The organism is Phycicoccus sp. 3266 (assembly GCF_031456495.1).
In the GTDB taxonomy this organism is placed as follows: domain Bacteria; phylum Actinomycetota; class Actinomycetes; order Actinomycetales; family Dermatophilaceae; genus Pedococcus.
In genome coordinates this window covers 553,103-577,695 of sequence record NZ_JAVDUW010000001.1, presented here as the reverse complement: position 1 = coordinate 577,695, position 24,593 = coordinate 553,103, and the positions used below count along the sequence as shown (strand labels likewise).

General features: G+C 73.5%; 19 protein-coding genes. 8 read left to right on the top strand and 11 right to left on the bottom strand.

Annotated features, from left to right (window positions below; genetic code table 11):
- Positions 1–80: 80 nt before the first annotated feature.
- Positions 81–1,409 carry a hypothetical protein gene (locus J2X64_RS02885; protein WP_310149316.1) on the bottom strand — a complete coding sequence of 443 codons (1,329 nt, stop codon included), beginning with the start codon at positions 1,407–1,409 and terminating at the stop codon, positions 81–83.
- Positions 1,406–1,864: a cupredoxin domain-containing protein gene (locus tag J2X64_RS02880; protein ID WP_397444007.1), complete on the bottom strand. Its 459-nt coding sequence runs from the start codon at positions 1,862–1,864 to the stop codon at positions 1,406–1,408. The genes J2X64_RS02885 and J2X64_RS02880 overlap by 4 nt, the downstream gene beginning before the upstream one ends.
- A 40-nt stretch (positions 1,865–1,904) precedes the next feature.
- Here J2X64_RS02880 and J2X64_RS02875 point away from each other — a divergent pair, with 40 nt between their 5' ends.
- The 3 genes from J2X64_RS02875 to J2X64_RS02865 are packed head-to-tail and all read left to right on the top strand — an operon-like array spanning position 1,905 to position 4,751.
- Positions 1,905–3,329 (top strand): wax ester/triacylglycerol synthase family O-acyltransferase, encoded by a 1,425-nt coding sequence (locus tag J2X64_RS02875; RefSeq protein WP_310149314.1) that lies wholly within the window; start codon positions 1,905–1,907, stop codon positions 3,327–3,329.
- On the top strand, positions 3,326–4,324 hold the full coding sequence (locus J2X64_RS02870; protein WP_310149313.1) for a patatin-like phospholipase family protein: 999 nt from the start codon (positions 3,326–3,328) through the stop codon (positions 4,322–4,324). Before J2X64_RS02875 ends, J2X64_RS02870 begins: the two co-directional genes overlap by 4 nt.
- Positions 4,325–4,328: 4 nt before the next feature.
- Positions 4,329–4,751, top strand: coding sequence for a DUF6912 family protein (locus J2X64_RS02865; RefSeq protein WP_310149311.1), 423 nt, complete (start codon positions 4,329–4,331; stop codon positions 4,749–4,751).
- A 109-nt stretch (positions 4,752–4,860) separates the two neighbouring features.
- On the opposite strand, the gene J2X64_RS02860 is transcribed toward J2X64_RS02865, so the two are convergent.
- Positions 4,861–5,682 (bottom strand): alpha/beta hydrolase, encoded by an 822-nt coding sequence (locus J2X64_RS02860; RefSeq protein WP_310149309.1) that lies wholly within the window; start codon positions 5,680–5,682, stop codon positions 4,861–4,863.
- An 80-nt stretch (positions 5,683–5,762) separates the two neighbouring features.
- On the opposite strand from J2X64_RS02860, the gene pruA reads away from it, so the two are divergent.
- Complete coding sequence (pruA, locus tag J2X64_RS02855) at positions 5,763–7,391, top strand: L-glutamate gamma-semialdehyde dehydrogenase (protein ID WP_310149307.1); 1,629 nt, start codon at positions 5,763–5,765, stop codon at positions 7,389–7,391.
- Between the two features lie 100 nt (positions 7,392–7,491).
- Here pruA and J2X64_RS02850 read toward each other — a convergent pair whose 3' ends face one another.
- From J2X64_RS02850 to J2X64_RS02825, 6 genes are all read right to left on the bottom strand, one after another.
- Positions 7,492–7,983, bottom strand: a complete 492-nt coding sequence (locus J2X64_RS02850) for a DUF2505 domain-containing protein (protein ID WP_310149306.1) — start codon at positions 7,981–7,983, stop codon at positions 7,492–7,494.
- Between the two features lie 58 nt (positions 7,984–8,041).
- The gene (locus tag J2X64_RS02845; RefSeq protein WP_310149305.1) at positions 8,042–9,715 is read right to left on the bottom strand and encodes a 5-oxoprolinase/urea amidolyase family protein; all 1,674 of its coding nucleotides are present in this window, start codon (positions 9,713–9,715) and stop codon (positions 8,042–8,044) included.
- Positions 9,716–9,721: 6 nt separating this feature from the next.
- Positions 9,722–10,492 (bottom strand): 5-oxoprolinase subunit PxpA, encoded by a 771-nt coding sequence (locus tag J2X64_RS02840; protein ID WP_310149303.1) that lies wholly within the window; start codon positions 10,490–10,492, stop codon positions 9,722–9,724.
- The gene (locus J2X64_RS02835) at positions 10,489–11,004 is read right to left on the bottom strand and encodes a hypothetical protein (RefSeq protein WP_310149300.1); all 516 of its coding nucleotides are present in this window, start codon (positions 11,002–11,004) and stop codon (positions 10,489–10,491) included. Before J2X64_RS02835 ends, J2X64_RS02840 begins: the two co-directional genes overlap by 4 nt.
- Entirely contained in the window at positions 11,001–11,297 is a 297-nt protein-coding gene (locus J2X64_RS02830; RefSeq protein ID WP_310149298.1) for a hypothetical protein, read from the bottom strand. Before J2X64_RS02830 ends, J2X64_RS02835 begins: the two co-directional genes overlap by 4 nt.
- A 94-nt stretch (positions 11,298–11,391) precedes the next feature.
- Positions 11,392–11,547, bottom strand: a complete 156-nt coding sequence (locus J2X64_RS02825; RefSeq protein ID WP_310149296.1) for a DUF6131 family protein — start codon at positions 11,545–11,547, stop codon at positions 11,392–11,394.
- A gap of 242 nt (positions 11,548–11,789) precedes the next feature.
- On the opposite strand from J2X64_RS02825, the gene J2X64_RS02820 reads away from it, so the two are divergent.
- From J2X64_RS02820 to J2X64_RS02810, 3 genes are all read left to right on the top strand, one after another.
- Positions 11,790–16,664, top strand: a complete 4,875-nt coding sequence (locus J2X64_RS02820; RefSeq protein ID WP_310149294.1) for an NAD-glutamate dehydrogenase — start codon at positions 11,790–11,792, stop codon at positions 16,662–16,664.
- A 107-nt stretch (positions 16,665–16,771) separates the two neighbouring features.
- Positions 16,772–17,452: an MOSC domain-containing protein gene (locus J2X64_RS02815; RefSeq protein WP_310149292.1), complete on the top strand. Its 681-nt coding sequence runs from the start codon at positions 16,772–16,774 to the stop codon at positions 17,450–17,452.
- Positions 17,453–17,504: 52 nt separating this feature from the next.
- Positions 17,505–18,998, top strand: coding sequence for a histidine kinase N-terminal domain-containing protein (locus J2X64_RS02810; RefSeq protein WP_310149290.1), 1,494 nt, complete (start codon positions 17,505–17,507; stop codon positions 18,996–18,998).
- An 85-nt stretch (positions 18,999–19,083) separates the two neighbouring features.
- Here J2X64_RS02810 and J2X64_RS02805 read toward each other — a convergent pair whose 3' ends face one another.
- Positions 19,084–19,332 carry a WhiB family transcriptional regulator gene (locus J2X64_RS02805; protein WP_310149287.1) on the bottom strand — a complete coding sequence of 83 codons (249 nt, stop codon included), beginning with the start codon at positions 19,330–19,332 and terminating at the stop codon, positions 19,084–19,086.
- 376 nt (positions 19,333–19,708) lie between these two features.
- On the opposite strand from J2X64_RS02805, the gene J2X64_RS02800 reads away from it, so the two are divergent.
- A complete protein-coding gene (locus J2X64_RS02800; RefSeq protein ID WP_310149284.1) occupies positions 19,709–20,143 on the top strand; it encodes a hypothetical protein in 435 nt (144 codons plus the stop codon).
- A 60-nt stretch (positions 20,144–20,203) separates the two neighbouring features.
- Here the strand turns inward: J2X64_RS02800 and J2X64_RS02795 are convergent, their stop codons facing one another.
- Positions 20,204–24,460 (bottom strand): FtsK/SpoIIIE domain-containing protein, encoded by a 4,257-nt coding sequence (locus J2X64_RS02795; RefSeq protein WP_310149281.1) that lies wholly within the window; start codon positions 24,458–24,460, stop codon positions 20,204–20,206.
- Positions 24,461–24,593: the final 133 nt, after the last annotated feature.

Genomic DNA, 24,593 nt, shown 5'->3' with positions numbered 1-24,593 from the left:
GAGCTCGCTGAGCTGAGTGGCGCCCGACCGTGACGCGGTCGCGACGCTGACGCGCTCGCGGCGCTGAACCGCCCGCGCGGTCAGGAGCTGAAGAGCAGGGTGAGGCCGCCGACCGTGTAGAGGACCATGAGGACCAGCAGGGGGACCTGGCCCACCACCGCTGCCCGGCGCGGGAACAGGGTGAGCGCGCGCTCGTGCGCGACCACCACCCCCAGCACGTGGCCGGTGATGATCGCGACGACCTGGATGCCCGCGACGAGGCCGGGTGCGATGAGGGCGACCGAGGGCCGCACGCCCGACGTGCCGAGCCAGTCGGCGCCCGTGCCGAGCGGGTCGGAGAACTTGGCCAGGCCGTTGGTGCCCTCCCACACCCAGAGCGACCAGTAGTGGGCGACGAAGTACCCCGCCGCGATCGGGATGAGCGAAGGTGCGAACGCGCTCGCGACGCCGCGGGCAGACACCCGGGCCAGCCGGGCGGAGACGAGGGCGGCCAGGGCGAGCGAGCCGGCCACGACCAGGCAGACCGCGACGAGGCCGCCGGTCTCCCACAGGCGCGGCACTGCCCGGGCCTGGACGAAGGAGTACCACCGGGTCTCGCCCGAGAAGCCGTCGTAGGCGGTCGAGCCCAGCATCACCGCCGTGACGGCCAGCAGCCCCGGTTCGGGGCGCACCTGCAGCGGGCCGTGCAGCGGCGTCCGCAGCACCCAGCGCCCGTCGGTGCGCCGGCCGAGCGGGCTGAGCGTCCCATAGAGGCCGGACCAGGCCCCGAACGGGTCGCCGTGGCGCAGGTACGGCTGCCCGAACGCGAGTGCGAGCACGAGGCTGAGCAGCAGGTAGCCGAGGACGGCGACCCGCAGCACCGGCAGCGTCGCGTTGTCAGGGGCGACGAGCTCGAGCCAGACGAACGCGGCGAGCCCGGCCGCGGCGGGCCAGTAGCCGAGCCGGTAGTCGGCGAGGGCGAACTCGGGCTCGATCCGCGCCACCTTCAACAGCCCTGCGTGCAGCCAGCGCACCGGGTTGACCACCCGCCACACGCCGCCGACCAGCATCGACAGGAAGGCGAGGCCGACCCAGAGCCAGACGTAGACGACGTACGGGACGGGGTTGTTGGCATCGTCCTTGCCCAGGACGAGGGCCACCAGCGTCCAGGCGGCGACGACCAGCGTGAGGAGGACGACGACGACGCGCAGGGCGCGGCTGTCGAGCACCCGGCCGAGTCCCTGCGGCAGCGGCACCCCGTCGTCGGCACCCAGCCGCGGCGTGCGCCACAGCGCCCCCAGCGCGACGAAGGACACCACCAGGGCCGCGCCGGCTCCGACGAGCAACAGCGAGAACGGCAGCGGCAGGTCCTCGCGAGAGCCGACGCCGTGGGCTGGCAGGGCCAGCGAGGGCAGCAGTGGCAGCCTCACCGGACCGCGATCTTGAGCAGTCGCAGCTCGGGGTGGTGGGTCTCGACCTCGTACACGCCCGGCGACTCACCGGTCAGCTCGACGCTGACCGGGGTGCCGGCGGGGAGCTCCTTCTCGATGTCGAACCCGTGCACGTGGAGCTGGTCGGCGTGGTCGCTGGTGACGGTCAGCGTCATCGTCTCGCCCACGCCCAGCTCGACCGTGCGGGGCGCCGGGGTGACCCGGCTGCCCCTGACCGTCACGGTGACGGTCCGCTGCGCCGGGCTGCTCGACGATGACGCCGACGACGAGCCCGAGGGTGACGGCGACGACGAGGAGGCGGTGGACGTGGCGGCGGAGCTGGCGTCGTTCGAGGACGTTCCCGAGCTTGGTGCCGCGCCACAGGCGGCGAGCCCTGCGACGAGGGCCGCGCACCCGGCATACCGCAGGGTCGTGGGCCACGTCATCTTGGTCACGATCCGAAGTCTAGACAGGCCTTTCTGACACGATGTGGGGGTGCCCGACCGCCTCACCTCGCTCGACGCGTCGTTCCTCTACCTCGAGGAGTCGACGACGCCGATGCACGTGGGCTCGGTCATGGTGTTCGACCCGCCGGAGGACGGCTTCGACTACGACCGCCTCGTGCAGCTGGTGTCGACGCGGATCGCGTTCGTGCCGCGCTACCGCCAGCGGATCCGCCAGGTCCCGGGCCGGCTGGCCAACCCGGTGTGGGTGGACGACGAGAACTTCGACGTCACCTACCACGTGCGGCGCTCGGCGCTGCCGCGGCCGGGCACGGACGAGCAGCTGCAGGAGTTCGTCGCGCGCATCCAGCCGCGGGCGCTCGACCGGCGCCGCCCGCTGTGGGAGGTGTACCTCGTCGAGGGGCTGGCCGAGGGCCGGTTCGCGATCGTCACCAAGTCGCACCAGGCACTCGTCGACGGCGTCAACGCGGTCGACATCGCGCACGTCATCGTCGACGGCGACCCGGCCGCCGATGGCTTGGTCACCGACACGTGGCGGCCCTCGCGCGAGCCGAGTGACATCGAGCTTCTCACCGGTGCCCTCGTCGACGCGGTGCGCCGCCCGAGCGAGGTCGTGGACAACATCCGCGGCGGCACGGCCGACGTCAAGGCACTCGGCGCGCGGGCGCTGACCGCAGCCGGTGACGTGGTCTCCACGCTGGCCCGCACGGCGGCCCGGCCCGCGCCGCACTCGCCCCTCAACGCGACCGTGGGCGAGGCCCGCCGCTACGTCATGATCGGCACCGATCTCGAGGACTACCGCAAGGTCCGGGCGCGGCTGGCCCGCGGCCGCTACGCCGACGACGTGTCGATCAACGACGTCGTGCTCGCGACGATCTCGGGCGCCTTCCGCTCCTGGCTGCTCACCCGCGGTGAGTCCGTGCACTCCGGCACGACGGTCCGCGCGATGGTCCCGGTGAGCGTCTACGACGAGGGCGCGCGGCACGTGAGCAGCCGCCTGACCGCCTGCTTCGTCGACCTGCCGGTGGGGGAGCCGGGGCCGTCGATGCGGCTGCACCAGATCGCCTTCGCGATGCGCCAGCAGATGGAGGGCGGGCAGGCAGTGGGTGCGGAGTCGCTCGCCGGACTGGCGGGCTTCGCCCCGCCGACGCTGCACTCCCTGGGGGCGCGACTGGGCTCCGCGGTCTCGCGCCGCCTCTTCAACGTCGTCATCACCAACGTGCCGGGCCCGCAGCACACCCTGTATGCCGCGGACGCCAAGATGCTCTCGACCTACCCGGTCATGCCGCTGGCCCGCGGGCAGGCGCTGTCGATCGGCCTCACGTCGTACGACGGCGGGGTCTACTACGGCCTCAACGCCGACCGCGACTCCATGCCCGACGTCGACGTGCTCGGCCAGAGCATCGTCGACTCGCTGGCCGAGCTCCTCGACACGCAGCGGTCGACGCGACGATGACTGCGCACGGGGGCGACGGCACCCGCCGGGGACTCGTCCTCGGTGGCGGCGGCGTCCTCGGCGCTGCGTGGATGGTCGGCGCCCTCAGCGCGCTCGAGGCCCAGACCGGCCTGGACGCGCGGGACTTCGACCAGGTGGTCGGCACCTCGGCCGGCTCGGTGCTGGCCGGGCTGTTGGGTGCTGGCGTCCCGGTCGCCGACCTGCTGCACCACCAGATCGAGGGCTCCATCGACGCGGGACCGCTGGCCGGCTACCTCTGGGACTACGAGCGCGACACCGGCGGCGACCGGCCCGGGTTGCCGCGACCCGGCCTCGGGTCGCGAGAGCTGTTGCGCCGCAACGCCCTCCACCTCCGGAGCCTGCCACCGACGGCGGTGCTCTCGGCGATCCTCCCCGAGGGGCGGGGCAGCCTCGAGGCCGTCGGCGCGATGGTCGGCCACGTCGTGCCGTCGGGCTGGGTGCCGCGCGAAGGCATCACCGTCGTCGCCCTCGACTACGACACGGGGGAGCGTGTGCCGTTCGGGCGGGAGGAGGCGCCGCCGGTCGACCTGCCGGCCGCGGTCATGGCCTCGTGCGCCATCCCCGGTTGGTACCAGCCGGTGCGGATCGGGGAGCACCGCTACATCGACGGCGGGGCGTGGTCCTCGACCAACCTCGACCTCATGGTCGGCCTCGGCCTCGACGAGGTGTACGTCCTCGCGCCGCAGGTCAGCTTCGTCAAGGACACCCCGACCCACTGGCGCACCCGGGTCGAGCGCCAGTGGCGCAACCGGGTCACGCTGCGCGCGCTGCGCGAGCTCCACCGGGTGCACGCCGACGGTGCCGAGGTGACGATCCTCGGCCCCGGCGAGGAGGACCTCGAGGCGTTCGGCTCCAACCTCATGGACGTCAGCCGGCGCCCGGGTGTCATCGCGACGTCCCTGCGCACCTCCGCCGCCGCCCTGCGCGACCCCGCCCCCCTGCCCGACCACAGCACCTTCGAGGATGTGGGATGACCCCATGACCCAGACCCGGATCTACCTGCCGCTCACGCCCTCCGACGTGCAGGCGCTCGCCGAGCGCCGCGAGGTCGGCCCGGCGCCCGTCGCCGCGTATGCCGTGACCCGTCGCCTCGAGCGCTCGCTGCCCACCGCCGACGAGGAGGAGTGGGAGTACGCCGCGCTCACCGAGGCGGTCGAGGCGGCGGAGGCGGCCCAGGGCACCATGGTCGCCAAGCGCGTCGTGGCCGCGGCCGACGTCGACCCGGCGTGGGTCGAGGACGATGCGACGCGGGACGGGCTCGGCGCCGTCAGGGTCACCTCGCCGGTGCCGCTGCGGCTCGTCGTGTCGCTGCACGTCGACGAGACGGCCGGGGACCAGGGCATGGAGGACCTGCTCTGGTACGACGTCACCGAGCTCGACGAGGTCCTGCGCATCCTCTGACGCCCGCCTCCTCTCGTCCTTCCCCTGGTCTCTGCGCGGTTCCGGCGGTCATGACCGCGGCGATCGCGCAAAGACCAGAGAGTCGACGGGACGGGCGGCCGTGGGCGGGTCAGGCGTGCCGGGCGAGGAAGGGGTCGACCAGGGCGTGGTACGCGTCGGCCCGGTCGCGGCGGATGCAGTGCCCGGCACCCTCGACGACCCGGATGTCCATGTGGCTGTTGCCGATCCGTGCCGCGCGCTCGCGGACCTCGGGCAGCACCGGGCCGCCCTGCTCGGCGAGCAGGACCAGTGTCGGCACCGCGATCGCGGCCACGACCTCGTCCCACGGCTGGACCAGGTTGGCGATGCCCAGTCTCAGGAAGTCGAGGTCGACCTGCGCCTTGGACGCCACCCACGGGTCGAGCTCTGACTCGGGCCAGGTCGGGTTGTCCGCGCGGCCCTCCTCGCGCGACCCGGCCGGGTCGTCCGCGAAGGCCCGGCACTCGGCGACCCGCTCGCGCACGACCTCGGCGGGCTGCACGCGGTACTGCGGGTCGCGCCAGGCGGGGTCCTCGAGGACCGCGGCGGCGACGAGGTCGGGGCGACGGGCCGCCAGAGCCCCTGCGATCCCGCCACCCATCGAGTGGCCGACGACGAGCACCGGGCCGCCGTGGTCGGCTGCGACCCGGGCCAGGGTGGCCTCGGCGGCGGCATACATCGCCTCCATCGGGTCCTCGGACGTGAGCTGCGCCGGCGTGAACCGCGGTGACCGGCCGTGGCCGAGGGCGTCGACGCCCACGACGCGGTAGGTCGGGGACCACCGGCGGACGGCGTCGGGCCAGCAGTCGCCGGAGTCGCCCAGTCCGTGCAGGAGCACCAGGGTCGGCGTCGTCGGATCCGCGGGGCCGGCCCAGCGGTAGGCGAGCTCGGCGCTGTCGTTGGAACTCGGCATACGTGACACCATAGGTGCGCCCTCCCGGCAGCACGGGAGGTCCCCCTTCTCCGACGCGACCCCGAGGAGCCCCGCCCACCATGGATGCCGTCACCCAGGTGCCCGCCCCCGTCAACGAGCCCGTGCTCGACTACGCGCCCGGCAGCCCCGAGCGCGCGTCGCTCGAGGTGGCCCTCGCGGAGCTGGGCAGCACCGCCATCGACCTGCCGCACACCATCAACGGCAAGCGGGTCATGGGTGGCGGGCGCAAGATCGAGGTCCGGCAGCCGCACGCGAAGCGCAAGCTCCTCGGCACCATGCGCAACGCGACCCTCGCCGACGCGCAGGCCGCCGTCGACGCCGCCAAGGCCGCCGCCCCCGGCTGGCGCGCCCTGTCCTTCGACGACCGCGCGGCGATCCTGCTCAAGGCGGCCGAGCTGCTCTCCGGCCCGTGGCGCGCGCACCTCAACGCGGCGACGATGCTCGGCCAGTCCAAGACGGCCTACCAGGCCGAGATCGACGCGGCGTGCGAGCTCATCGACTTCTGGCGCTACAACGTCCACTTCGCCCGGCAGATCCTCGCCGAGCAGCCGCCGGCGAACTCCAAGGGCATCTGGAACCGCACCGACCACCGCCCGCTCGAGGGCTTCGTCTACGCGATCACGCCGTTCAACTTCACCGCGATCGCGGGCAACCTGCCGACCGCCCCGGCGCTCATGGGCAACACCGTCGTGTGGAAGCCGAGCCCGACCCAGCAGTTCGCCGCTCAGCTGACCATGTCGCTGCTCGAGGAGGCCGGCATGCCGCCCGGCGTCATCAACATGGTGACCGGCGACGGGATCAACGTCTCCAAGGTCGCGCTCGCCGACCCCGACCTCGCCGGCATCCACTTCACCGGGTCGACGCCGACGTTCCAGCACCTGTGGCAGGAGGTCGGCGCCAACCTGCCGAGCTACCGCACGTACCCGCGCCTCGTCGGCGAGACCGGCGGCAAGGACTTCATCCTCGCGCACCCGTCGGCGGACCCGGACGTCCTGCGCACCGCCATGATCCGTGGCGCGTTCGAGTACCAGGGGCAGAAGTGCTCGGCCGCCTCGCGCGCCTACGTCCCGCGCTCGCTGTGGCGCAAGATCAAGGCCGACCTCGTCTCCGTCACCGAGGGCCTGAGCCAGGGCGACGTCACCGACCTGTCGAACTTCATGGGTGCGGTCATCGACCAGCGCGCGTTCAGCAAGCACTCGGCCGCGATCGACCGGGCGCACGCGACGTCCGGGGTCGAGGTCGTCGCCGGCGGCACGTACGACGACAGCGAGGGCTGGTTCGTCCGGCCGACGATCCTCGAGATCGACGACCCGAGCGACGAGTCGTTCCGCACCGAGTACTTCGGCCCGATCCTGTCGGTGCACGTCTACCCGGACCGCCAGTTCGACAAGGTGCTCGACCAGATGGAGTCGTTCGCCCCGTACGGCCTCACCGGCTCGATCATCGCCCAGGACCGGATGGCCATCGCCGACGCGACCGAGCGCCTGCGCTTCGCGGCCGGCAACTTCTACGTCAACGACAAGCCCACGGGCGCCGTCGTCGGGCAGCAGCCGTTCGGCGGTGGCCGCGCGTCGGGCACCAACGACAAGGCCGGTGCGGCGCAGAACCTCCTGCGCTGGACGAGCGCGCGCTCCATCAAGGAGACGTTCAACCCGCCGACCAACCACGCCTACCCGCACATGGGCTGAGGCTCACCGGCATACGCGAAAGGCCCGGAACCGCAATGGTTTCCGGGCCTTTCGCGTATGCCGTGGCGCGTCGCCCCGGCGGACGAGCCGCTCCCAGGTCCTAGCGGGCCAGCCACTCGTGGGCGGTCATGCCCTCGATGGTGATGGCGTCCTCGATCGCGGGGGACGCGGCCTTCTCGATCTTGCCGCCGACGAGCGGGATGCTCGCCTTGAGGTCACCGTCGAGGTGCTCGACGGTGCCGGGGCCGCCCGGCTCGAGGGCCAGCCTTCCCTTGAGGGTGATCGGTGCGCCGGGCACGGTCATGGCGACGGTGCCGGTACGGGCGCCGTCCGCGCCGGGGGCCTCCCACGTCTGCGTCTCGACGACCTTGAGGGTGTTGCCGACCATGGACCGGGCGAAGTCGGGCAGGCCGTCGGCGGGCAGCTCGCGCTCGGTGGTGATGACCGTCGCGTCCCCCTCCGCCTTCACCGAGGCGGTGTACGAGATCGCCCCGGTGGCAGCGCACTTGGCCTCCTGGAAGGCCACGTCGGCGAGGACGGCGAAGACCTCCTCGGGGGTGGCGGCGTACTCGAGGGTGCGGGCGATCTTCATGCGGGCTCCTGTGGTCTGGGGGGCGGGCAGGCGCGCTCAACCCTAGCGGCGCGCCCACTCAGGCACGCGACCACCGGAACCGGACCTGCTGGCCGGGGACGGCCTGGGCGAGCAGGTCCTGGGCCGGCTCGCTGAGGACCGCGACCACGGGGTAGCCGCCGGTCACCGGGTGGTCGGCGAGGAACACGACCGGCTGCCCGTCCGCCGGGACCTGCACGGCTCCGCGGACCACGCCCTCGCTCGGCAGCTCGCGGCCCTCGAGGGAGGCCGGGCGCGGCAGCCGCTCGCCAGCCAGCCGGACGCCGACCCGGTCACTGGCCGACCCGACCGTCCACTCGCCGCGGACGAGGGCGTCGGGTTCGGCCAGCCACGCGGTGCGCGGGCCCTGCACGACGTCGAGGACCAGGGTGCCGAGGGGCGGCGCGGGGTGTGGCGCGACGTCGACGCTGGGGTGGCCGCCGTGGCGACCGACCGGCAGCCGGGACCCGGCCGTGAGCGGGCCGGGACCCAGGCCCGACAGGGTGTCCGTCGACCGCGACCCGAGCACGGCGGGGACGTCGAAGCCGCCCCGGACCGAGACGTAGGTGCGCAGACCGCGCTCCGGTGCGGGCACGCGGAGCACGGACCCGTCGGCGAGGTGGAACGGTGCGGCATGGCCCACGGGGGTGCCGTCGACGGTCGCCGCCGTCGCCGCTCCCGTGAGGACGAGCGTGACCCCGCCGTGGGCACGGACCTCCAGACCGCCCGCGTGCACCTCGACCGCGGCGGCGTCGATGTCCTGGCCCAGGAGGCGGGCGCCGAGCGCGTGGGCACCACGGTCGGCAGCCCCCGACGGCCCGACCCCGACACCGGCGTGGCCGGCCCGGCCGGAGTCCTGGAGCAGGGCGAGCGGTCCGGGGGAGAGCACCTCGAGGTGGGGGCGCCGTGCGAGGTCGGCGTCGGCCGTGGCCGTGGCGCCCGCTCCGGCCGTGGGAGTGGTGGTCGACGGCGCCGTCGCCGACGGCTGACGGGAGAGCGCCGTCGACGAGGCGGCCGCGCTGTCGCTGTGTCCGGCGTCGACGAAGCGCACCCGCATGCCTGGCCGCAGCAGCGCGGGCGGGTCGGCGGCGAGGTCCCACAGGACGACGTCGGTGTGCCCGATCAGCTGCCACCCGCCGGGGGAGGAGCGGGGGTAGATGCCGCTGAAGGGGCCGGCCAACCCCACGGCGCCCGGAGGAACGCGCGTGCGCGGCTCTCCCCGTCGCGGGACCTCGAGCCTGGGGTCGCCCCCGGCCAGGTAGGCGAACCCCGGGGCGAACCCGCCGAAGCCGACGGTCCAGGGCGTGCCGGTGTGGGCGGCGACGACCTCCTCGGGCGTCAGGCCGGTGTGGTCGGCCACGTCCCGCAGGTCCGGCCCGTCGTACCGGACAGGCACCTCGACCTCCCCCGGTCCCTCGCGTCCGGGGCCTCGGCGGCCGGGCCGTGCAGGGTCGGGCCGTGCAGCGTCGGGCCGTGCAGCGTCGGGCGCCGGTCCGGCGACCAGCGAGCGGTCGACGCCCTCCAGCCGGGAGCGCACGCCCGGGAGGTGCTGCGGCGAGGACACCACGAGCAGCAGCGTCCGGGCCCCCGGGACGGCGTCGACCAGGCCCTCGGGACGGTCGTGCTCCCACAGCAGGCGGTGCAGCGCCAGGGCCTCGTCGAGGTCGTCGCACTCGACGAGCACCGCCCGCGGTCCCGACGGCAGGACCTGCACCTGCGCTCAGCCCCGGCCGTCGACGAACGGCGCCAGCCGCATCCCGGCCGACTCCAGCGAGCGGCGCACCTCGGTCGCCAGGGACACGGCACCGGGGGAGTCGCCGTGGACGCAGACCGACTGGGCACGGACCTCCACGATCGACCCGTCGACCGCCTCGACCACCCCGTCCACGGCCATCCGCACGGCGCGGGCGGCGACGACCTGCGGGTCGTGCAGCACGGCGCCGGCGTGGCTGCGGGGCACCAGCCGGCCGTCGGGGGTGTAGCCGCGGTCGGCGAAGGCCTCGGTGGCGGTCCGCAGCCCCGCGTCCTCGGCGAGGGACAGCAGCGCCGAGCCCGGGAAGCCCAGGACCACCAGCTCGTCGTCGATGCGGCGAACGGCCTGCACCACGGCCTCGGCCTGCGCCTCGTGGTGGACGACGGCGTTGTAGAGGGCGCCGTGCGGCTTGACGTAGGCCACCCGCGTGCCGGCGGCGGCGCAGAGGCCCTGGAGCGCGCCGACCTGGTAGACGACGTCCGCGACGAGGTCGGCCGGGTCGATGTCGACGAAGCGTCGGCCGAACCCGGCGAGGTCGTGGTACCCGACCTGGGCACCCACGACGACGCCGCGCTCGGCGGCGGCGACGCAGGTCTGCAGCAGGGTGGCGGGGTCGCCGGCGTGGAAGCCGCACGCGACGTTCGCGCTGGTGACGAGGTCGAGCATCGCCTCGTCGTCGCCGAGCTGCCAGCGCCCGAACGACTCACCGAGGTCGGCGTTGAGGTCGATGACCGTCATCGGCGCAGTGCCTCCGCGTGCGTGGCGAGCAGGTCGCCGGACCTGCGGACGGTGGTGGCCAGCCGGGCCCGGCGGGTGCGCAGCAGCGACTCGACGGAGTCCAGCCGCTGCTGCAGGTCGGAGCGCAGGTCGTCCTGTGCCGTGGTCGCCCGGGGGTCGGCCACCCCCGCGACCCCCCACCGGGGCGCCAGCCGGCCGGACCTCTGCTCGAGGCCTGCGGCGGACGCACGGTCCAGCAGCTGCCTGGCGTCGGACAGCGCCTCGGCGAGGTCGCTGGAGTGCGCCTGCAGCGCCGACCCGACCTGGTCGAGCTCGGCCACGGCGACCGCGAGGGAGTCGGCCACCTGCGCGCCCCGGCGCCGGGCGCGCACGACGGACGCCGGCGGCCTCGGGGCGTCGGCCGGGTCGACGGCCGCGTGCAGACGGCGCTGCTCGGCGCGGAGCGCCGCCGCCAGCCGGCGCAGGGTCGAGCCGAGCTGGGAGCAGGAGGCGGGGTCACCGGCGACGGTCACGGTGCCCTCCGGGAGGCGTGCTGCGGAAGGACCTCGTCGCCCGCCACCGGGCGTCCGCGCCCGCCGGCGAGGCGGACCCGGTCGGAGAGGTCGCCGCAGGACGCCTCGACCTCCCGGAGCAGGTCGGCGACCTGGTCGAGGTAGGCCTCGAGCGTCGACTGGGTCTCCCGGTCACCGAGCTCGGGGTAGTGCGAGAGCACCTCGTCGGCGCCGTCCCGGGCCGCGTCCCGGACGCCCTCGAGGGCCGCGCCGAGCGCGGCGAGGGGGTCCGGGGGAACCGGCGTCCGCGGCATACGGCCACTGTAGTGACCCGGACGCGGACGACCCCCGCGCTGCCCACAAGGCAGCCGGGGGTCGTCGTCGCGTGCGGGCCTCTAGCCCGCTTCGTCAGTACCAGGTCTTTCGTCCACCGATGGCGCGGCCGGTGGCGCCCAGGAGGGAGAGGATCAGGCCGACGACGATCAGGATGATGCCGATGGTCGTCAGGATGGAAATCGAGGCCACGAGGCCGATGATCAGCAGAATGATGCCGAGGATGATCACAGGGATTTTCCTTTCATCCACTGTAGGGGGTGGGAACAGCCAACCACCGGTTGGCCGGTTCCGCATCCCTGACCTGCGCCGACACACCCCTCGGCGGCGCGCGACGGGGGCTCGACCGTGCCCTACCGACGGGTTCGCACCGTCGTGCGTCGGCACTCGCGCGCAGCGATAGTCTCGGTGCACGGGTGCACGACGAAGTGCCCCGATGCGCACATCGACACGTGAGGATGAAGCCGACCGACATGTCTGGGTCGCTGGAGCAGTCTCGTCAGCAGCTGTTGCACACCGCCGCCGAGCGGGCCGACCACGCGGGCGGTGAGGGGGTCGAGGCGTTCCTGCGCAGCTACTACCGGCACGTCGCCACCGAGGACCTCCTGGCCCGCGCGCCGGAGGACATCCTCGGCGCCGCCCTGGCCCACCGGGAGCTGGCCCAGCACCGACCCGTGGGGACGGCCACCGTCGACGTCTTCAACCCCGAGGTCCAGGAGCAGGGCTGGACCAGCGGGCACACCGTCGTCCAGGTCGTCACCGACGACATGCCCTTCCTCGTCGACTCGGTCAGCTCCGAGCTGCTGCGGATGGACCGGGTCGTGCACCTGGTGGTGCACCCGGCGATGACGGTGCGCCGCAACGCCACCGGCGACCTCGAGGAGGTGTTGCTCGACGGCAACGGCCACGGGACGGGCGGCTTCGGTCAGGTCCGCGAGTCGTGGATGCACCTCGAGATCGACCGCGACAGCGACCCCGAGAGCCGCGCGGAGGTCGCCGAGAACCTGCGCCGCGTGCTGTCCAACGTGCGCGAGGCCGTCGAGGACTGGCCGAAGATGCGGGCGGCCTGCCGCCAGGTCGCCGCCGACCTCGAGACCGAGCCGCCGCACGGCATACCGGCCGAGGAGGTCGAACAGACCCGCCAGCTGCTCGACTGGCTCTCGGACAACCACTTCACCTTCCTCGGCTACCGCGAGTACGCCCTGCACCACGGGACGGACGCGGACCGGCTCCAGGCGGTCCACGGCACCGGACTCGGGCTGCTGCGGTACGACCCCACCGGCGACGGCGTGCTGCTGTCAGAGCAGGCGCGGCAGGTCGCCCGGACCCGTGAGCTGCTCATCATCACCAAGGCCAACTCGCGGGCGACGGTGCACCGCAACACCTACCTCGACTACGTGAGCGTCAAGCAGTTCGACGACCAGGGCGAGGTGACCGGGGAGAAGCGGTTCCTCGGCCTGTTCACCTCCAGCGCCTACACCGAGTCCGTCACGCGCGTGCCGGTGGTGCGGGACAAGGTCAACGCCGTCTTCGAGCGCAGCGGCTACCTGCCCGACTCGCACTCGGGCAAGGACCTGCTCGAGGTCCTCGAGAACTACCCGCGCGACGAGCTGTTCCAGACCGACGAGGAGACGCTCCTCGACAACGCGACCGACGTGCTGCACCTGCAGGAGCGGCGCAAGACCAAGCTGTTCCTGCGACGCGACCGGTTCGGCCGGTTCGTGTCCTGCCTCGTCTACATCCCGCGCGACCGCTACAACACGGCCGTCCGCCTCAAGATGGAGACGATCCTGCGGCGGGCATTTGCCGGCGCGAGCGTCGACTACACGACCCGCGTCTCGGAGTCCGTGCTCGCCCAGCTGCACTTCGTGGTGCGCGTGCCGTCGGGCGCGTCCATCCCCGACGTCGACGAGTCGGTGCTCGAGCGCCAGCTCGTCGACGCCACCCGCACGTGGGAGGAGGACCTCGGCGAGGCCGCCCGCACGGAGCACGGCGAGGAGGCGGCCGCCCGGCTGTCGGGCCTCTACGGGCGCGCCTTCCCCGAGGCGTACAAGGAGGACTTCAGCCCCCGCGTGGGTGTCGCGGACATCCGGCAGATGGAGGGCCTGGCCGACGACGACGCCACCGGTCTGAACATGTACCAGGAGCCGGGCGCCCCGGCGAACGAACGCCGGTTCAAGCTCTACCGCCGCAGCCCGCTGTCGCTGACGCAGGTGCTGCCGATGTTCACCCACATGGGCGTCGAGGTCGTCGACGAGCGGCCGTACGAGATCGAGCGCAGCGACGGCGTGACGCTGTACGTCTACGACTTCGGGCTGCGCGTGCGCAACGACAGGCTCTGGAGCGGTGAGGGCGGCCGGGACCGGCTGCGCGAGCTGTTCCAGGACGCCGTGGGCGCGGTGTGGCAGGGCCGCGCCGAGAGCGACGGCTTCAACGCCCTGGTGCTGGGGGCCGGGCTCACCTGGCGCCAGGTCGTCATCCTGCGCACCGTCGCGAAGTACCTGCGCCAGACCGGCTCCACGTTCTCGCAGGACTACGTCGAGAGCGCCCTGGTGCAGAACCTCGGGCTGGCCGGGAAGCTCGTGTCCCTCTTCGAGACCCGCTTCGACCCGAGCCGGTATGCCGGTGAGGCCGGCGGGGCGCGCGCGGCCGCCGAGGCCGAGGTCGTCGAGGCTATCACCGCCGGGCTGGACGACGTGAGCTCGCTGGACCAGGACCGCATCATCCGCGCCTTCCTCGGTGTCATCACGGCGGCGCTGCGGACGAACTTCTACCAGGTCGACGACGAGGGCCACCCGAAGTCGTACGTGTCGGTCAAGCTCGACCCCACGAAGGTGCCCGACCTGCCGGCCCCACGGCCGCAGTTCGAGATCTTCGTCTACAGCCCGCGGGTCGAGGGCGTGCACCTGCGGTTCGGGCCGGTGGCCCGTGGCGGCCTGCGCTGGTCGGACCGCCGGGAGGACTTCCGCACCGAGATCCTGGGCCTGGTCAAGGCGCAGATGGTCAAGAACGCCGTCATCGTGCCGACGGGGTCCAAGGGCGGGTTCTACGCCAAGCAGCTGCCCGACCCGTCGATCGACCGCGACGCCTGGCTCGCCGAGGGCATCGCGTCCTACAAGGTGTTCATCTCCGGGCTGCTCGACCTCACCGACAACCGCAAGGCCGGCGAGGTCGTGCCGCCGCCGTCGGTCGTGCGCCACGACGTCGATGACTCCTACCTCGTCGTCGCGGCCGACAAGGGCACCGCGACGTTCTCCGACATCGCCAACGGCGTCGCGCAGTCATACGGCTTCTGGCTCGACGACGCGTTCGCCTCGGGCGGCTCGGCGGGTTACGACCACAAGGCGATGGGCATCACCGCCCGCGGTGCCTGGGAGTCGGTCAAGCGGCATTTCCGCGAGATGGGCGTCGACACCCAGTCCGAGGACTTCACCGTCGTCGGCATCGGCGACATGTCCGGCGACGTCTTCGGCAACGGCATGCTGCTGTCGGAGCACATCCGGCTCGTGGCCGCCTTCGACCACCGGCACATCTTCATCGACCCGAACCCCGACGCGGCGAGGTCGTACCCGGAGCGCAAGCGGCTCTTCGAGCTGCCCCGGTCCTCCTGGGCCGACTACGACCGGTCGCTGATCTCGGCCGGTGGTGGCGTGTTCGAGCGCACCCTCAAGGCCATCCGGATCACCCCGGAGATGACCGAGGCGCTGGGGCTGCCCAAGGGCGTGACCAGCATGACGCCGGCCGAGCTGATGAAGGCGATCCTGCTCGCCCCGGTCGACCTGCTGTGGAACGGCGGCATCGGCACCTACGTCAAGGCGTCCGGCGAGTCCAGCTCCGACATCGGCGACCGCGCCAACGACGCGATCCGCGTCGACGGCGCCGACCTGCGGGTCAAGGCCGTCGGCGAGGGCGGCAACCTCGGGCTCTCCCAGCTGGGCCGGATCGAGGCCGCCCGCAACGGGGTCCGCGTCAACACCGACGCCATCGACAACTCCGCGGGTGTGGACACCTCCGACCACGAGGTCAACATCAAGATCCTGCTCACCGAGCAGGTGCGCGGCGGCGACATGACGCTCAAGCAGCGCAACTCCCTGCTGGCCTCGATGACCGACGACGTCGCCCACCAGGTGCTGCGGCACAACTACGAGCAGAACGTGCTGCTCGGCAACGCCCGGGCCCAGGAGCACCCGATGCTCCCGGTGCACCAGCGGCTCATCCACTGGCTCGAGGAGCGCGGCGACCTCGACCGCGGGCTCGAGTTCCTGCCCAGCGACTCCGAGATCGACCGCCGGTTCGCCGCGGGCGAGGGCCTGAAGTCGCCGGAGTTCTCGGTGCTCGTCGCCTACGCGAAGCTCGCGCTCAAGGAGGACCTGCTCCCGACCGAGCTGCCCGACGACCCGTGGTTCCAGCAGACGCTGACCGACTACTTCCCGCCGGCGCTGCGTGAGCAGTTCTCCGCCGAGCTCGGGCAGCACCCGCTGCGCCGCGAGATCATCACCAACTCGGTCGTGAACTCGATGGTCAACCGGGGCGGCATCACCTTCGCCTTCCGCGCGATGGAGGAGACGGGGGCGACGCCCGAGCAGATCGCGCGTGCGTTCGTCGTGGCGCGCGAGATCTTCGACCTGCCGTCGTTCGTGGCGCAGGTCGAGGCGCTCGACAACGTCGTCTCCACCGACGTCCAGAGCCGGCTCTACCTGGAGTTCCGCCGGCTCATCGACCGGGCGATCCGGTGGTTCCTCACCTCGCGGCCCTCGCGGCTCGACGTCGCCGGCGAGGTGGCCCGCTTCGGCGCTGTCGTCGCCGAGCTCGCGCCGAAGATCCCCGAGCTGCTGCAGGGTGCGGAGCTGAAGCGGTTGCAGCGCAACGCCGCCGGCCTGGAGAAGGCCGGTGTGCCGGAGGCGCTGGCGATGCGGGCTGCGAGCCTGCTCGACCAGTTCTCGCTGCTCGACATCGTCGACATCTGCACCGACACGGGCGAGTCGCCGGCCGACGTGGCGCCGCTGTACTTCGTCCTGTCCGAGCGGTTCGGCATCGACGGCATGCTCAGCCGCGTCACCAACCTGCCGCGTGACGACCGCTGGGACGCCTTGGCCCGTGGCGCCCTGCGCGACGACCTGTATGCCGTGCTGGAGAGCCTGGTGCGCAGCGTGATCGACGCGTCGACCACAGGGGCGGAGCCGGCCAAGCGGTACGCCCAGTGGGCCGACGCGAACTCCGAGTCGCTGACCCGGGCCAAGGCCGCGCTGCACGGGATCGAGCGGCTCGACAAGCCCAACATCGCGGCGTTGTCGGTGGCACTGCGCACGCTGCGCTCGGTCATCCGCTCCGGCGCCGCGACGACGTGACGCAGCCGGAGACGGAGCCGCCGTCGGTGACGGCGGCGCCGGGAGCCGGTGCGCCAGAGGCCGTCGCGCCGGAAGTCGGTGCCTTGGAAGTCGGTGCCTTGGAAGTCGTGGCCCTGCAGCGGTTCCCGGTGAAGGCGACCGGAGCCCAGGCCTGTGCCCGCGTCGACGTCGACGCGCGTGGGCTCGTGGGTGACCGCGGGTTCGCGATCTACGACGCCGCCGGCACGATGGCGTCGGGCAAGCACTCGCGCCGGTTCCGGCGGATGGACCCGGTCTTCGAGCTCGAGTCGAGGCTGGACGACGACGTCGTCCAGCTCCGGCTCCCGGACGGCACGACCGTGACCGCGGGCTCGCCCGAGGCGGACGAACGGCTGTCATGCCTCTTCGGTGAGCCGGTCGTCCTGCGGGCGGAGGCGGGCACGCCACACTTCGACGCCGGCAGCGTCTCCCTCGTCGGCACCGCCACCCTCGCCGAGCTGGGCCGGCACGAGGGCGACGGCCGGCCGCTCGACCCGCGGCATCTGCGGGCCAACGTCGTCGTCGCCACCACCGAGCCGTATGCCGAGGACGCCTGGGTGGGCCGCGAGCTCACCGTGGGCGGGGTGCGCCTGCGCGTGCTGGAGCCGATCGAGCGCTGCCGCATGGTGGGGGTCGCGCAGGTCGACCTGCCGGCGCGGCCGGGGATGCTCAAGGCCGTCAGCGACCAGCACGACCTGTGCGCCGGGGTGTACGCGCAGGTCCTGCAGCCCGGGACCGTCGCCGTCGGTGACGTCGTCCACGTGGGCTGAGCACGCGGCATACGCCTGCGGGCCTGCCGGCCCCGCTCGTTAGGCTCTGCGCGTGGCCACCCTCAACGAGGTCCTCTCGTCCTCGACCGACCTCGCCCCGAACGAGGTGGAGTGGCTGCAGCTGCTGGTGGGGGACTGGCAGCTGATCTCGGACCTGTCGTTCGCCGACCTCGTGCTGTGGGTGCCGGGCGGCATCGAGGGGTGGCTGGCCGTCGCCCACGTGCGGCCCACGACGGGGCAGATGGTGTTCTTCGAGGACGTCGTCGGGCGCCGCACGCACCGCGGGCGGCAGTCGCTGCTCGACCAGGCGTACCTCGACCGGCGGATCGTGCGGCAGAAGGACCCGATCTTCCGCGACGACATGCCCGTGCGCGAGGAGGCGATCCCGGTCGTCAAGGACGGCCGCGCGCTCGCTGTCATCACGCGGCACACCAACCTCGCCGCGATGCGCACCCCCAGCCGCCTGGAGCTGACCTACCAGGCGCTCGCCGACTCCCTCGCGCGCATGATCGCCGCGGGGGAGTTCCCCAACGTGTCGGCGCCCACCGGGCAGCGGCGTGGGGCGCCCCGCGTCGGTGACGGCGTGATCCGCCTGGACGTCAACGGGATCGTCACCTACGCCAGCCCCAACGCGCTGTCGGCGGTCCATCGCCTCGGCCACGTCGGGGACGTCATCGGCGAGCTGCTGGCGAAGGTCGTGGCCGACCTGCTGCGCGACGAGTCGCCGGTCGACGAGTCGCTGGCCGTCGTCGTGACCGGGCGGGCGCCGTGGCGCACCGAGGTCACGAGCCGTGGTGTCAGCGTCTCGATGCGCGCGATCCCGCTGACCGAGGGCGGCCACCGGGTGGGGGCGCTCCTGCTGCTGCGCGACGTCTCCGAGCTGCGGCGCCGCGAGCAGGAGCTGATGACCAAGGACGCGACCATCCGGGAGATCCACCACCGGGTGAAGAACAACCTGCAGACCGTGGCGGCGCTGCTACGGCTGCAGGCGAGGCGGCTGCCGGAGGGGGAGGCCGGTCGCGAGGCGCTGGAGGAGGCCGTGCGCCGGGTCGGCGTGATCGCGCTCGTGCACGAGACGCTGAGCCAGGGGTTCGACGAGACGGTCGACTTCGACGACATCGCCGTGCGCGGGCTCCAGGCCATCACCGAGGTGGCCAAGGCCGAGGAGCCGATCACCTCACGGGTCGTGGGGTCCTTCGGCATGGTGCGCGCGGAGGACGCCACCGCGATGGCGATGGTGCTGTCCGAGCTGGTGCAGAACGCCGTGGAGCACGGCCTCGCGCCCACCGGCGGGGGCACCATCACGGTCGAGGCGCAGCGGTCCACGAACGACACGGGCGACGACCTGCTCACGGTCACCATCACCGACGACGGGATGGGCCTGCCGGACGGCTTCCGGCCCGGCGGGTCGGGCCTCGGGACCCAGATCGTCACGTCCCTCGTGCAGGACCTGCGGGGCCGGATCGTCTGGGAGAACGCGGAGCCGCGGGGGACACGGGTCCGGCTGGTGGCGAGGCTGCGGCCGCTGGGCCGCGACGGCAGCTGAGCGGTCAACGGTCAGGCGGCTGCCTGACGTCGACGCGGGTGGGGCCAAGCTGCCGTGGCCCGCGACGGGATCGAGCGGGCGGGACTCAGCCGGCGCGGCGCGCGCGGGCGTTCCGCCGCTTGAGGGCGCGACGCTCGTCCTCGGACATGCCACCCCAGACGCCGGCGTCCTGGCCGGACTCCAGCGCCCACTTCAGGCAGGTGTCGATGACCTCACACCGACGGCAGACAGCCTTGGCCTCCTCGATCTGGAGGATGGCCGGGCCGGTGTTCCCGATCGGGAAGAACAGCTCGGGGTCCTCGTCGAGGCAGGCAGCGCGGTCGCGCCAGTCCATGAAGATCGTGCTCCTTGTGATGCAGGGGGTGTAGCGGGTCCGGGGCGCGTGGCCCAGGGTGCGGACCACACGGCACGGCCGCTTCGTTGCGGGGTGTGCTGGGGTCGTGCTCGCCCTCGCCCGGAGGTGTTGCCGTCCGATTTTGGCGCAGGCAGAAACGCGTGCGGGGACCATTGTGGTGGTGTAGGGGCACCTGTGCCAACGGCAACACCCACGTTTCTGTTCCAGCCTCACAGACGTGGGGGCATTTGTGGAGGGTTGCCGGCAAGTAACCGGCTTGTGACGGTGAGGTTTTGCTCACATCGCGGACAGGTGCACCCTTTCGCGTAGTGCGAAGGCACCAGAAGGCCGGGGCCCGGGTCGTAGCCTGAGCCGCGTGAGCGACGTCCCCCCTTCTGCCGCACCCGCCACTGCACCCGCTCGGCGCGACCCGTTCCGCATGCTCGCGGCCGCGCTGTGTGGCCTGCAGGCGGTGGTGCTCCTGGGGTTCTGCGCCTTCTACCTCTGGGAGCTCGTGCAGGGTGCCGGGGACGACCCGACGCGGGTCGTGATGTCCATCGTGCTCATCGCGGTGTTCGCCGTCCTCCTCGGCGTGCTGGGCCGGGCCTGGCTCCGTGGGGCGAACTGGCCCAACACCCCGACGATCGTGTGGAACGTGCTCCTGCTGCCGGTCGCCTGGTCGCTGTTCCAGGCGGGTCGCGGCGTCTGGGCCCTCGCCCTCGGTGTCGTGGGCATCCTGGGCATCATCGCGGCAGTCCGTGCCGACACGTCGGACGCGGACGGGTCAGGGGACAGGGCCGACACCGCGTAGTCGTCGAAGTCCTCGAAGCCGCCCATCGTCCCCCTCCCCGGTGGCCGTTCCCCCGGCACATCATCCACGACGGTCCGGCGGCTGGTTCCGGGTGGAACCCGCGAGCGCCACCTGGATGGGGGTGGCGGTCCCCCTGGAGACGAGCAACCCCCTCCCGGGTCTCTCGGCGCCGCCATCGGGTCCCCGGACCCCGAGCAGGTCGGCCTCGAGCGTCCCGCACCGGCCGAGGAGCAGGCCCGTGCGGTACCTCGCGACCTCGATGGCGGGTCCGCGGTACTGGCCTGTGAGGGCGGTCGCGTTCGCCCCGCACACGAGCAGGGCGCGGTCGCGCTCCACGAGGGCTGCGATCTCGCGAACCACGGGGTCGACTGGGGTGTCGACGAGGGTCTCGGCGTCGTCGACCACCACGACGAGGTTGGGGGTGGACCGGCGGAGCTCGACGAGGGCCCGGGGATCGTGGACGTCGCACGGGATGACGCCGGCGGGCACGGTGTCCACGGGGTCGTGGCCGAGCAACGCCACCGTGCGTCCCGCCGCGACGGCCCGGCCCGCGATGAGCCGCAGCGCGGTGGAGACCCCGCTGCGGGGTGCTCCGCAGACGAGCCAGCGGCGCCCGTCGGCGGCGGGGTCGAGGGAGAGGACGCCACCGTCGTCGCCCCCACGCCCGAGCGCGACAGGGCCGGGTGAGGCAGCCCCGAGGTCGTCCTCCGTGACCAGGGTCGGGAGGGGCTCCACGCGCAGCGGCCGACGCGCCGGGGTGCCGGCGCTCCCGCAGGCCGGCCGCACTGGCTCGGCTGCCGCGAGCTGCACCTCGGTGCCGTCGGCGAGGACGCCTCGCCCCGGGGGCTGGTGCCGCGGCAGCACCTTGGGGGACAGTCCGACCAGCAGGGCGTCGGCGGGGTCGGACGGGCGGAGCAGGACGCGGTGGGGCGCAGCGGTGGCGGTCCGCCCGACGAGCAGGGAGCGCCCGCCGGTCAGGACCGCCGTGAGGCCGAGGCCGTCGCCCTCGCGGAGCAGGGCCAGCAGGCGGTCGGTGAGGCCGCCGGCCGACACCTCGTGGGCGCGGCCCTGGAGCAGGTCCCAGTCATCGAGCAGCAGGAGGATGTGCGGCGGGGCTTCGACCGGGGCCGCGGCGCGCCACGCTGGCAGGGACGGGTACGGGCTCGCCGCCAGCTCTGCCCGGCGCGCCGCCATCGACTCGGCGAGCCGCTCGACGAGGCGGTGCAGACGGGGCAGGTCGTCCCACGACACGTGCACGCCGCAGTGCGGGAGGGCCTCCACGGCCACGAGGGAGCCGCCACTCACGGCATACAGGTGCAGGTCCGTCGGAGGGAGCTGGACGGTGGCCGTCGCGGCGAGCGCGAGGAGGGCGGTGCTGCGCCCACTCCCGCCGGCGCCGACGAAGGACCAGTGCCCGGGAGCGGAGAGGTCGATGGTGAACGGCTCCTGCACCTGCTTGCCCGGGCGGTCGGACAAGCCCAGCACCAGCGCAGTACGCGCCAGCCCCTCTGGTCTCGGCGGCGGCTGCAGCAGGTCGGGCAGTGGCGGCAACCAGGCCGCGGGAGGTGGTGGCACGTCCAGCCGGTCGGCAGCCCCTCGCGCTGCCCGGACGAGGACCTCGAGCTCGGTCGGACCCTCCACCTCCTTGGCCGTGGGCGCTGCCGGGCCGGCGGCGCCGACAGGGGCGACCGGGCGGCCCAGCCGGAGCTCGCGGACACGGACGCCGCTCGCCGGTCGCGAGGGAGCCGGGCCCCCGACGTGGGCGGCCTGGAACGGCACCGGCGTGGCACCACCCGCCGAGCACAGCGCCCGACCCGGGGCGGTGGGTGCGATCCGTGCCGCGTCGCCGGTGCCGATGACGTCCTGGGACTCGGCGTCGTCGCGCATCCGCAGCGCAATGCGCAGGTTGACGTTGGCCTTGATGTCGGCCGTCACGACACCGGCCGGTCGCTGGGTGGCCAGCACCACGTGCACGCCCAGCGACCTGCCCAGCGCCGCGAACCGCACCATGCCGTCGACGAACGCGGGCAGCTCGTCGGCCAGGGCCCGGAACTCGTCGACGACCACCACGAGCCGCGCCAGTGGCTGGGCGCCGGACGCGGGATGTCGTTGGTATGCCGTGAAGTCCGGGACACCCGCCGCGTGCAGAACGCGTTCGCGCCGCTTCAGCTCGGCGGACAGCGAGGCCAGCGCCCGGTCGGCGAGGTGCTCGTCGAGGTCGGTGACGAGCCCGCTCACGTGGGGCAGGTCGGCGCACTCGCGGAACGCGGCTCCGCCCTTGTAGTCGACCAGCACGAGCGACAGCCGGTCGGGCCGGTGGTGCACCGCCAGCGAGGCGACCAGCGTGCGGAGGAACTCGGACTTGCCGGCCCCGGTGGTCCCGCCGACCAGCACGTGCGGGCCGTCCGCTGCGAGGTCCAGGACGAGCGCACCGTCAGGGCCCGCTCCGACGGGTACAGCGGTGACGGCGGGGGCCGTTGCCCAGCGGTCGGCCAGCGCCGCGGCGTCCCAGGTGTCCGTGCCCGTCACCGTCGTCAGGGACACGCGCTCGGGCAGGGAAGCGCCGCCGGTGACCGGGGTCGCGTCGCGCAGCGGAGCCAGCGCCCGGCTGAGCCTGTCGGCCCACCACCCACCCACGCGGTCCACCACGAGGTGCTCGTGGGCGGTGCCGGGAAGCTCGAGCCGGGGCAGGGCCGGGCGCGCGAGGTCGAGGACGGCACCGCAGACCGGCGGGAGGGCTCCGCGCTCGGGCGACAGCACCAGGGCCACCACGCCGGCCGCGGTTCCCTCCGTCAGGACCTCGGCCAGTCCGGGCACCTGAGCCAGGTCGGGACCGCCGTCGACCACGAGCACCGTCCACGGACCGGGCGGGCCCTCCCCCGACGACGGCCCGTCATGCCAGCGCCCGGCCACCAGCTCGCCGAGCCGCGACACGACATCGGCGGCTTCCACGGGCCCGACCGCCAGGGCCCCGTCGAGCAGCGCACCGTCGTCGCCGCGCAGGTGGGGGAGCCGCACCAGCCACTCCCAGTCCCCGGCGTGGTCCTCGGCCGTGAGCAGCACCAGCCGCACGTCTGCGGGCGAGTGCCACGTCGCGACCTGCCCGATGACGGACCGGGCCAGCCCGAGGACGTGCTCGCGCGCACCGCAGAGGCCGGCCGTGCCCACCGAGGACCACGGCAGGACGCACGGGACCCCCGACAGGACGACGTGGTCGGGACCGGGATCTCCCTGCGGCCGGATGATGCGGGTCCCGGACGGCCGGTCGCACGTCCCCAGTGAGACGTGGAGGCCGTCGCGGTCGCGGCGGCGGCGCTCCCAGATCTGGGCGGTCGGGCCGCATGCCGTGGCGAGGACCGCGGCCGGGTCGGGATGTGCTCGTCGCAGCTCGGCGGCCTCCTGCCGGGCGGTCCCGTCCACGCGGGCCATCGCCTCGGAGAGGCGGCGCGCGTGCTGGGCCGACTCCTCGGCATACCTGCGGCGCGCGCCGAAGCGATCGGCCAGGGCGGTCCCCGCCATGACGGCGGGGCCCATCACGGCGAAGGCGAGCATCATCGGCCCGAAGAAAGCGGCCAGGACCGCGGCGAACGGGATGGGCAGGAGCATCGCCACCCACGGGACGCGGGCGCGCACGGGTGCGTCGGGAGGGGTCGGCAGGGCGATCGCGGTGGGGACGGTTGGGTCGAGCACGCGCGGGCGTCGGTTCACCGCGGTGGTGCCGTCCATCCGGGGGCGGGTCGCGGCAGGGACCTCGACGGCGGGACCCAGCAGGAGCACCGAGGAACCTGCGGTCACGAGCGCCCCGGACCGGGCGGCGCGCGGGCCCGCGCCGAGTCGCTCGCCGTCGAGTCGGGTGCCGTTCGTGGACCCGAGGTCGGCGACCTGCACGCCGTCTGAGGACACGTGCACCTCGGCGTGCACCCGCGACAGCCCCGGGTCGTGCAGGCAGATGTCGGCGTCGCGCGAGCGGCCGAGGGTGTGGGTGCCGGGGTGGAGCTCGAGGGTGCGGCCGGAGTCGGGGCCGTGCGCCACGCACAGCTGCACCGGGCTGCGCGGGTGCGGACGGCGCCCGCCTCCCGTCCACGCGCCGCCGAGGGTGAGGGCGGCGCCGTCCACGAGGGGCGCCACTCCCACGAGCGACTCCGACGGCACCGGCCGACCGCGGCTCCACAGGGTGTCGGCGGCCACGCCGAGGTGCGAGGACAGAGCCCGGGCGAGCTCGCCGGAGGTGCAGCCGGCCGCCGCCTCGACCTCGAGCTCGTGCGTGGCAGGCGCACCACCGCCCTCCTGGGTCGACACGGTGAGGTGGAGGCGCATGCGCCGACGCTAGGTCCGCCGCGGCCCACGACCTCGTGCTCCTCCACCGCCTGTGGATGACCTGAGGCGGTGTGCGCCGATCCGCCCTAACATGCGGCGTACGTCCGGAAGGTCCGAGGAGGGGCCCGCGCCA

Coding starts and splice junctions, on each gene's coding strand:
- J2X64_RS02870 (WP_310149313.1), top strand. CDS start 3,326: ATGACTGCGCACGGGGGCGACGGCACCCGCCGGGGACTCGTCCTCGGT.
- J2X64_RS02865 (WP_310149311.1), top strand. CDS start 4,329: ATGACCCAGACCCGGATCTACCTGCCGCTCACGCCCTCCGACGTGCAG.
- J2X64_RS02860 (WP_310149309.1), bottom strand. CDS start 5,682: ATGCCGAGTTCCAACGACAGCGCCGAGCTCGCCTACCGCTGGGCCGGC.
- pruA (WP_310149307.1), top strand. CDS start 5,763: ATGGATGCCGTCACCCAGGTGCCCGCCCCCGTCAACGAGCCCGTGCTC.
- J2X64_RS02850 (WP_310149306.1), bottom strand. CDS start 7,983: ATGAAGATCGCCCGCACCCTCGAGTACGCCGCCACCCCCGAGGAGGTC.
- J2X64_RS02840 (WP_310149303.1), bottom strand. CDS start 10,492: ATGACGGTCATCGACCTCAACGCCGACCTCGGTGAGTCGTTCGGGCGC.
- J2X64_RS02830 (WP_310149298.1), bottom strand. CDS start 11,297: ATGCCGCGGACGCCGGTTCCCCCGGACCCCCTCGCCGCGCTCGGCGCG.
- J2X64_RS02820 (WP_310149294.1), top strand. CDS start 11,790: ATGTCTGGGTCGCTGGAGCAGTCTCGTCAGCAGCTGTTGCACACCGCC.
- J2X64_RS02805 (WP_310149287.1), bottom strand. CDS start 19,332: ATGGACTGGCGCGACCGCGCTGCCTGCCTCGACGAGGACCCCGAGCTG.
- J2X64_RS02795 (WP_310149281.1), bottom strand. CDS start 24,460: ATGCGCCTCCACCTCACCGTGTCGACCCAGGAGGGCGGTGGTGCGCCT.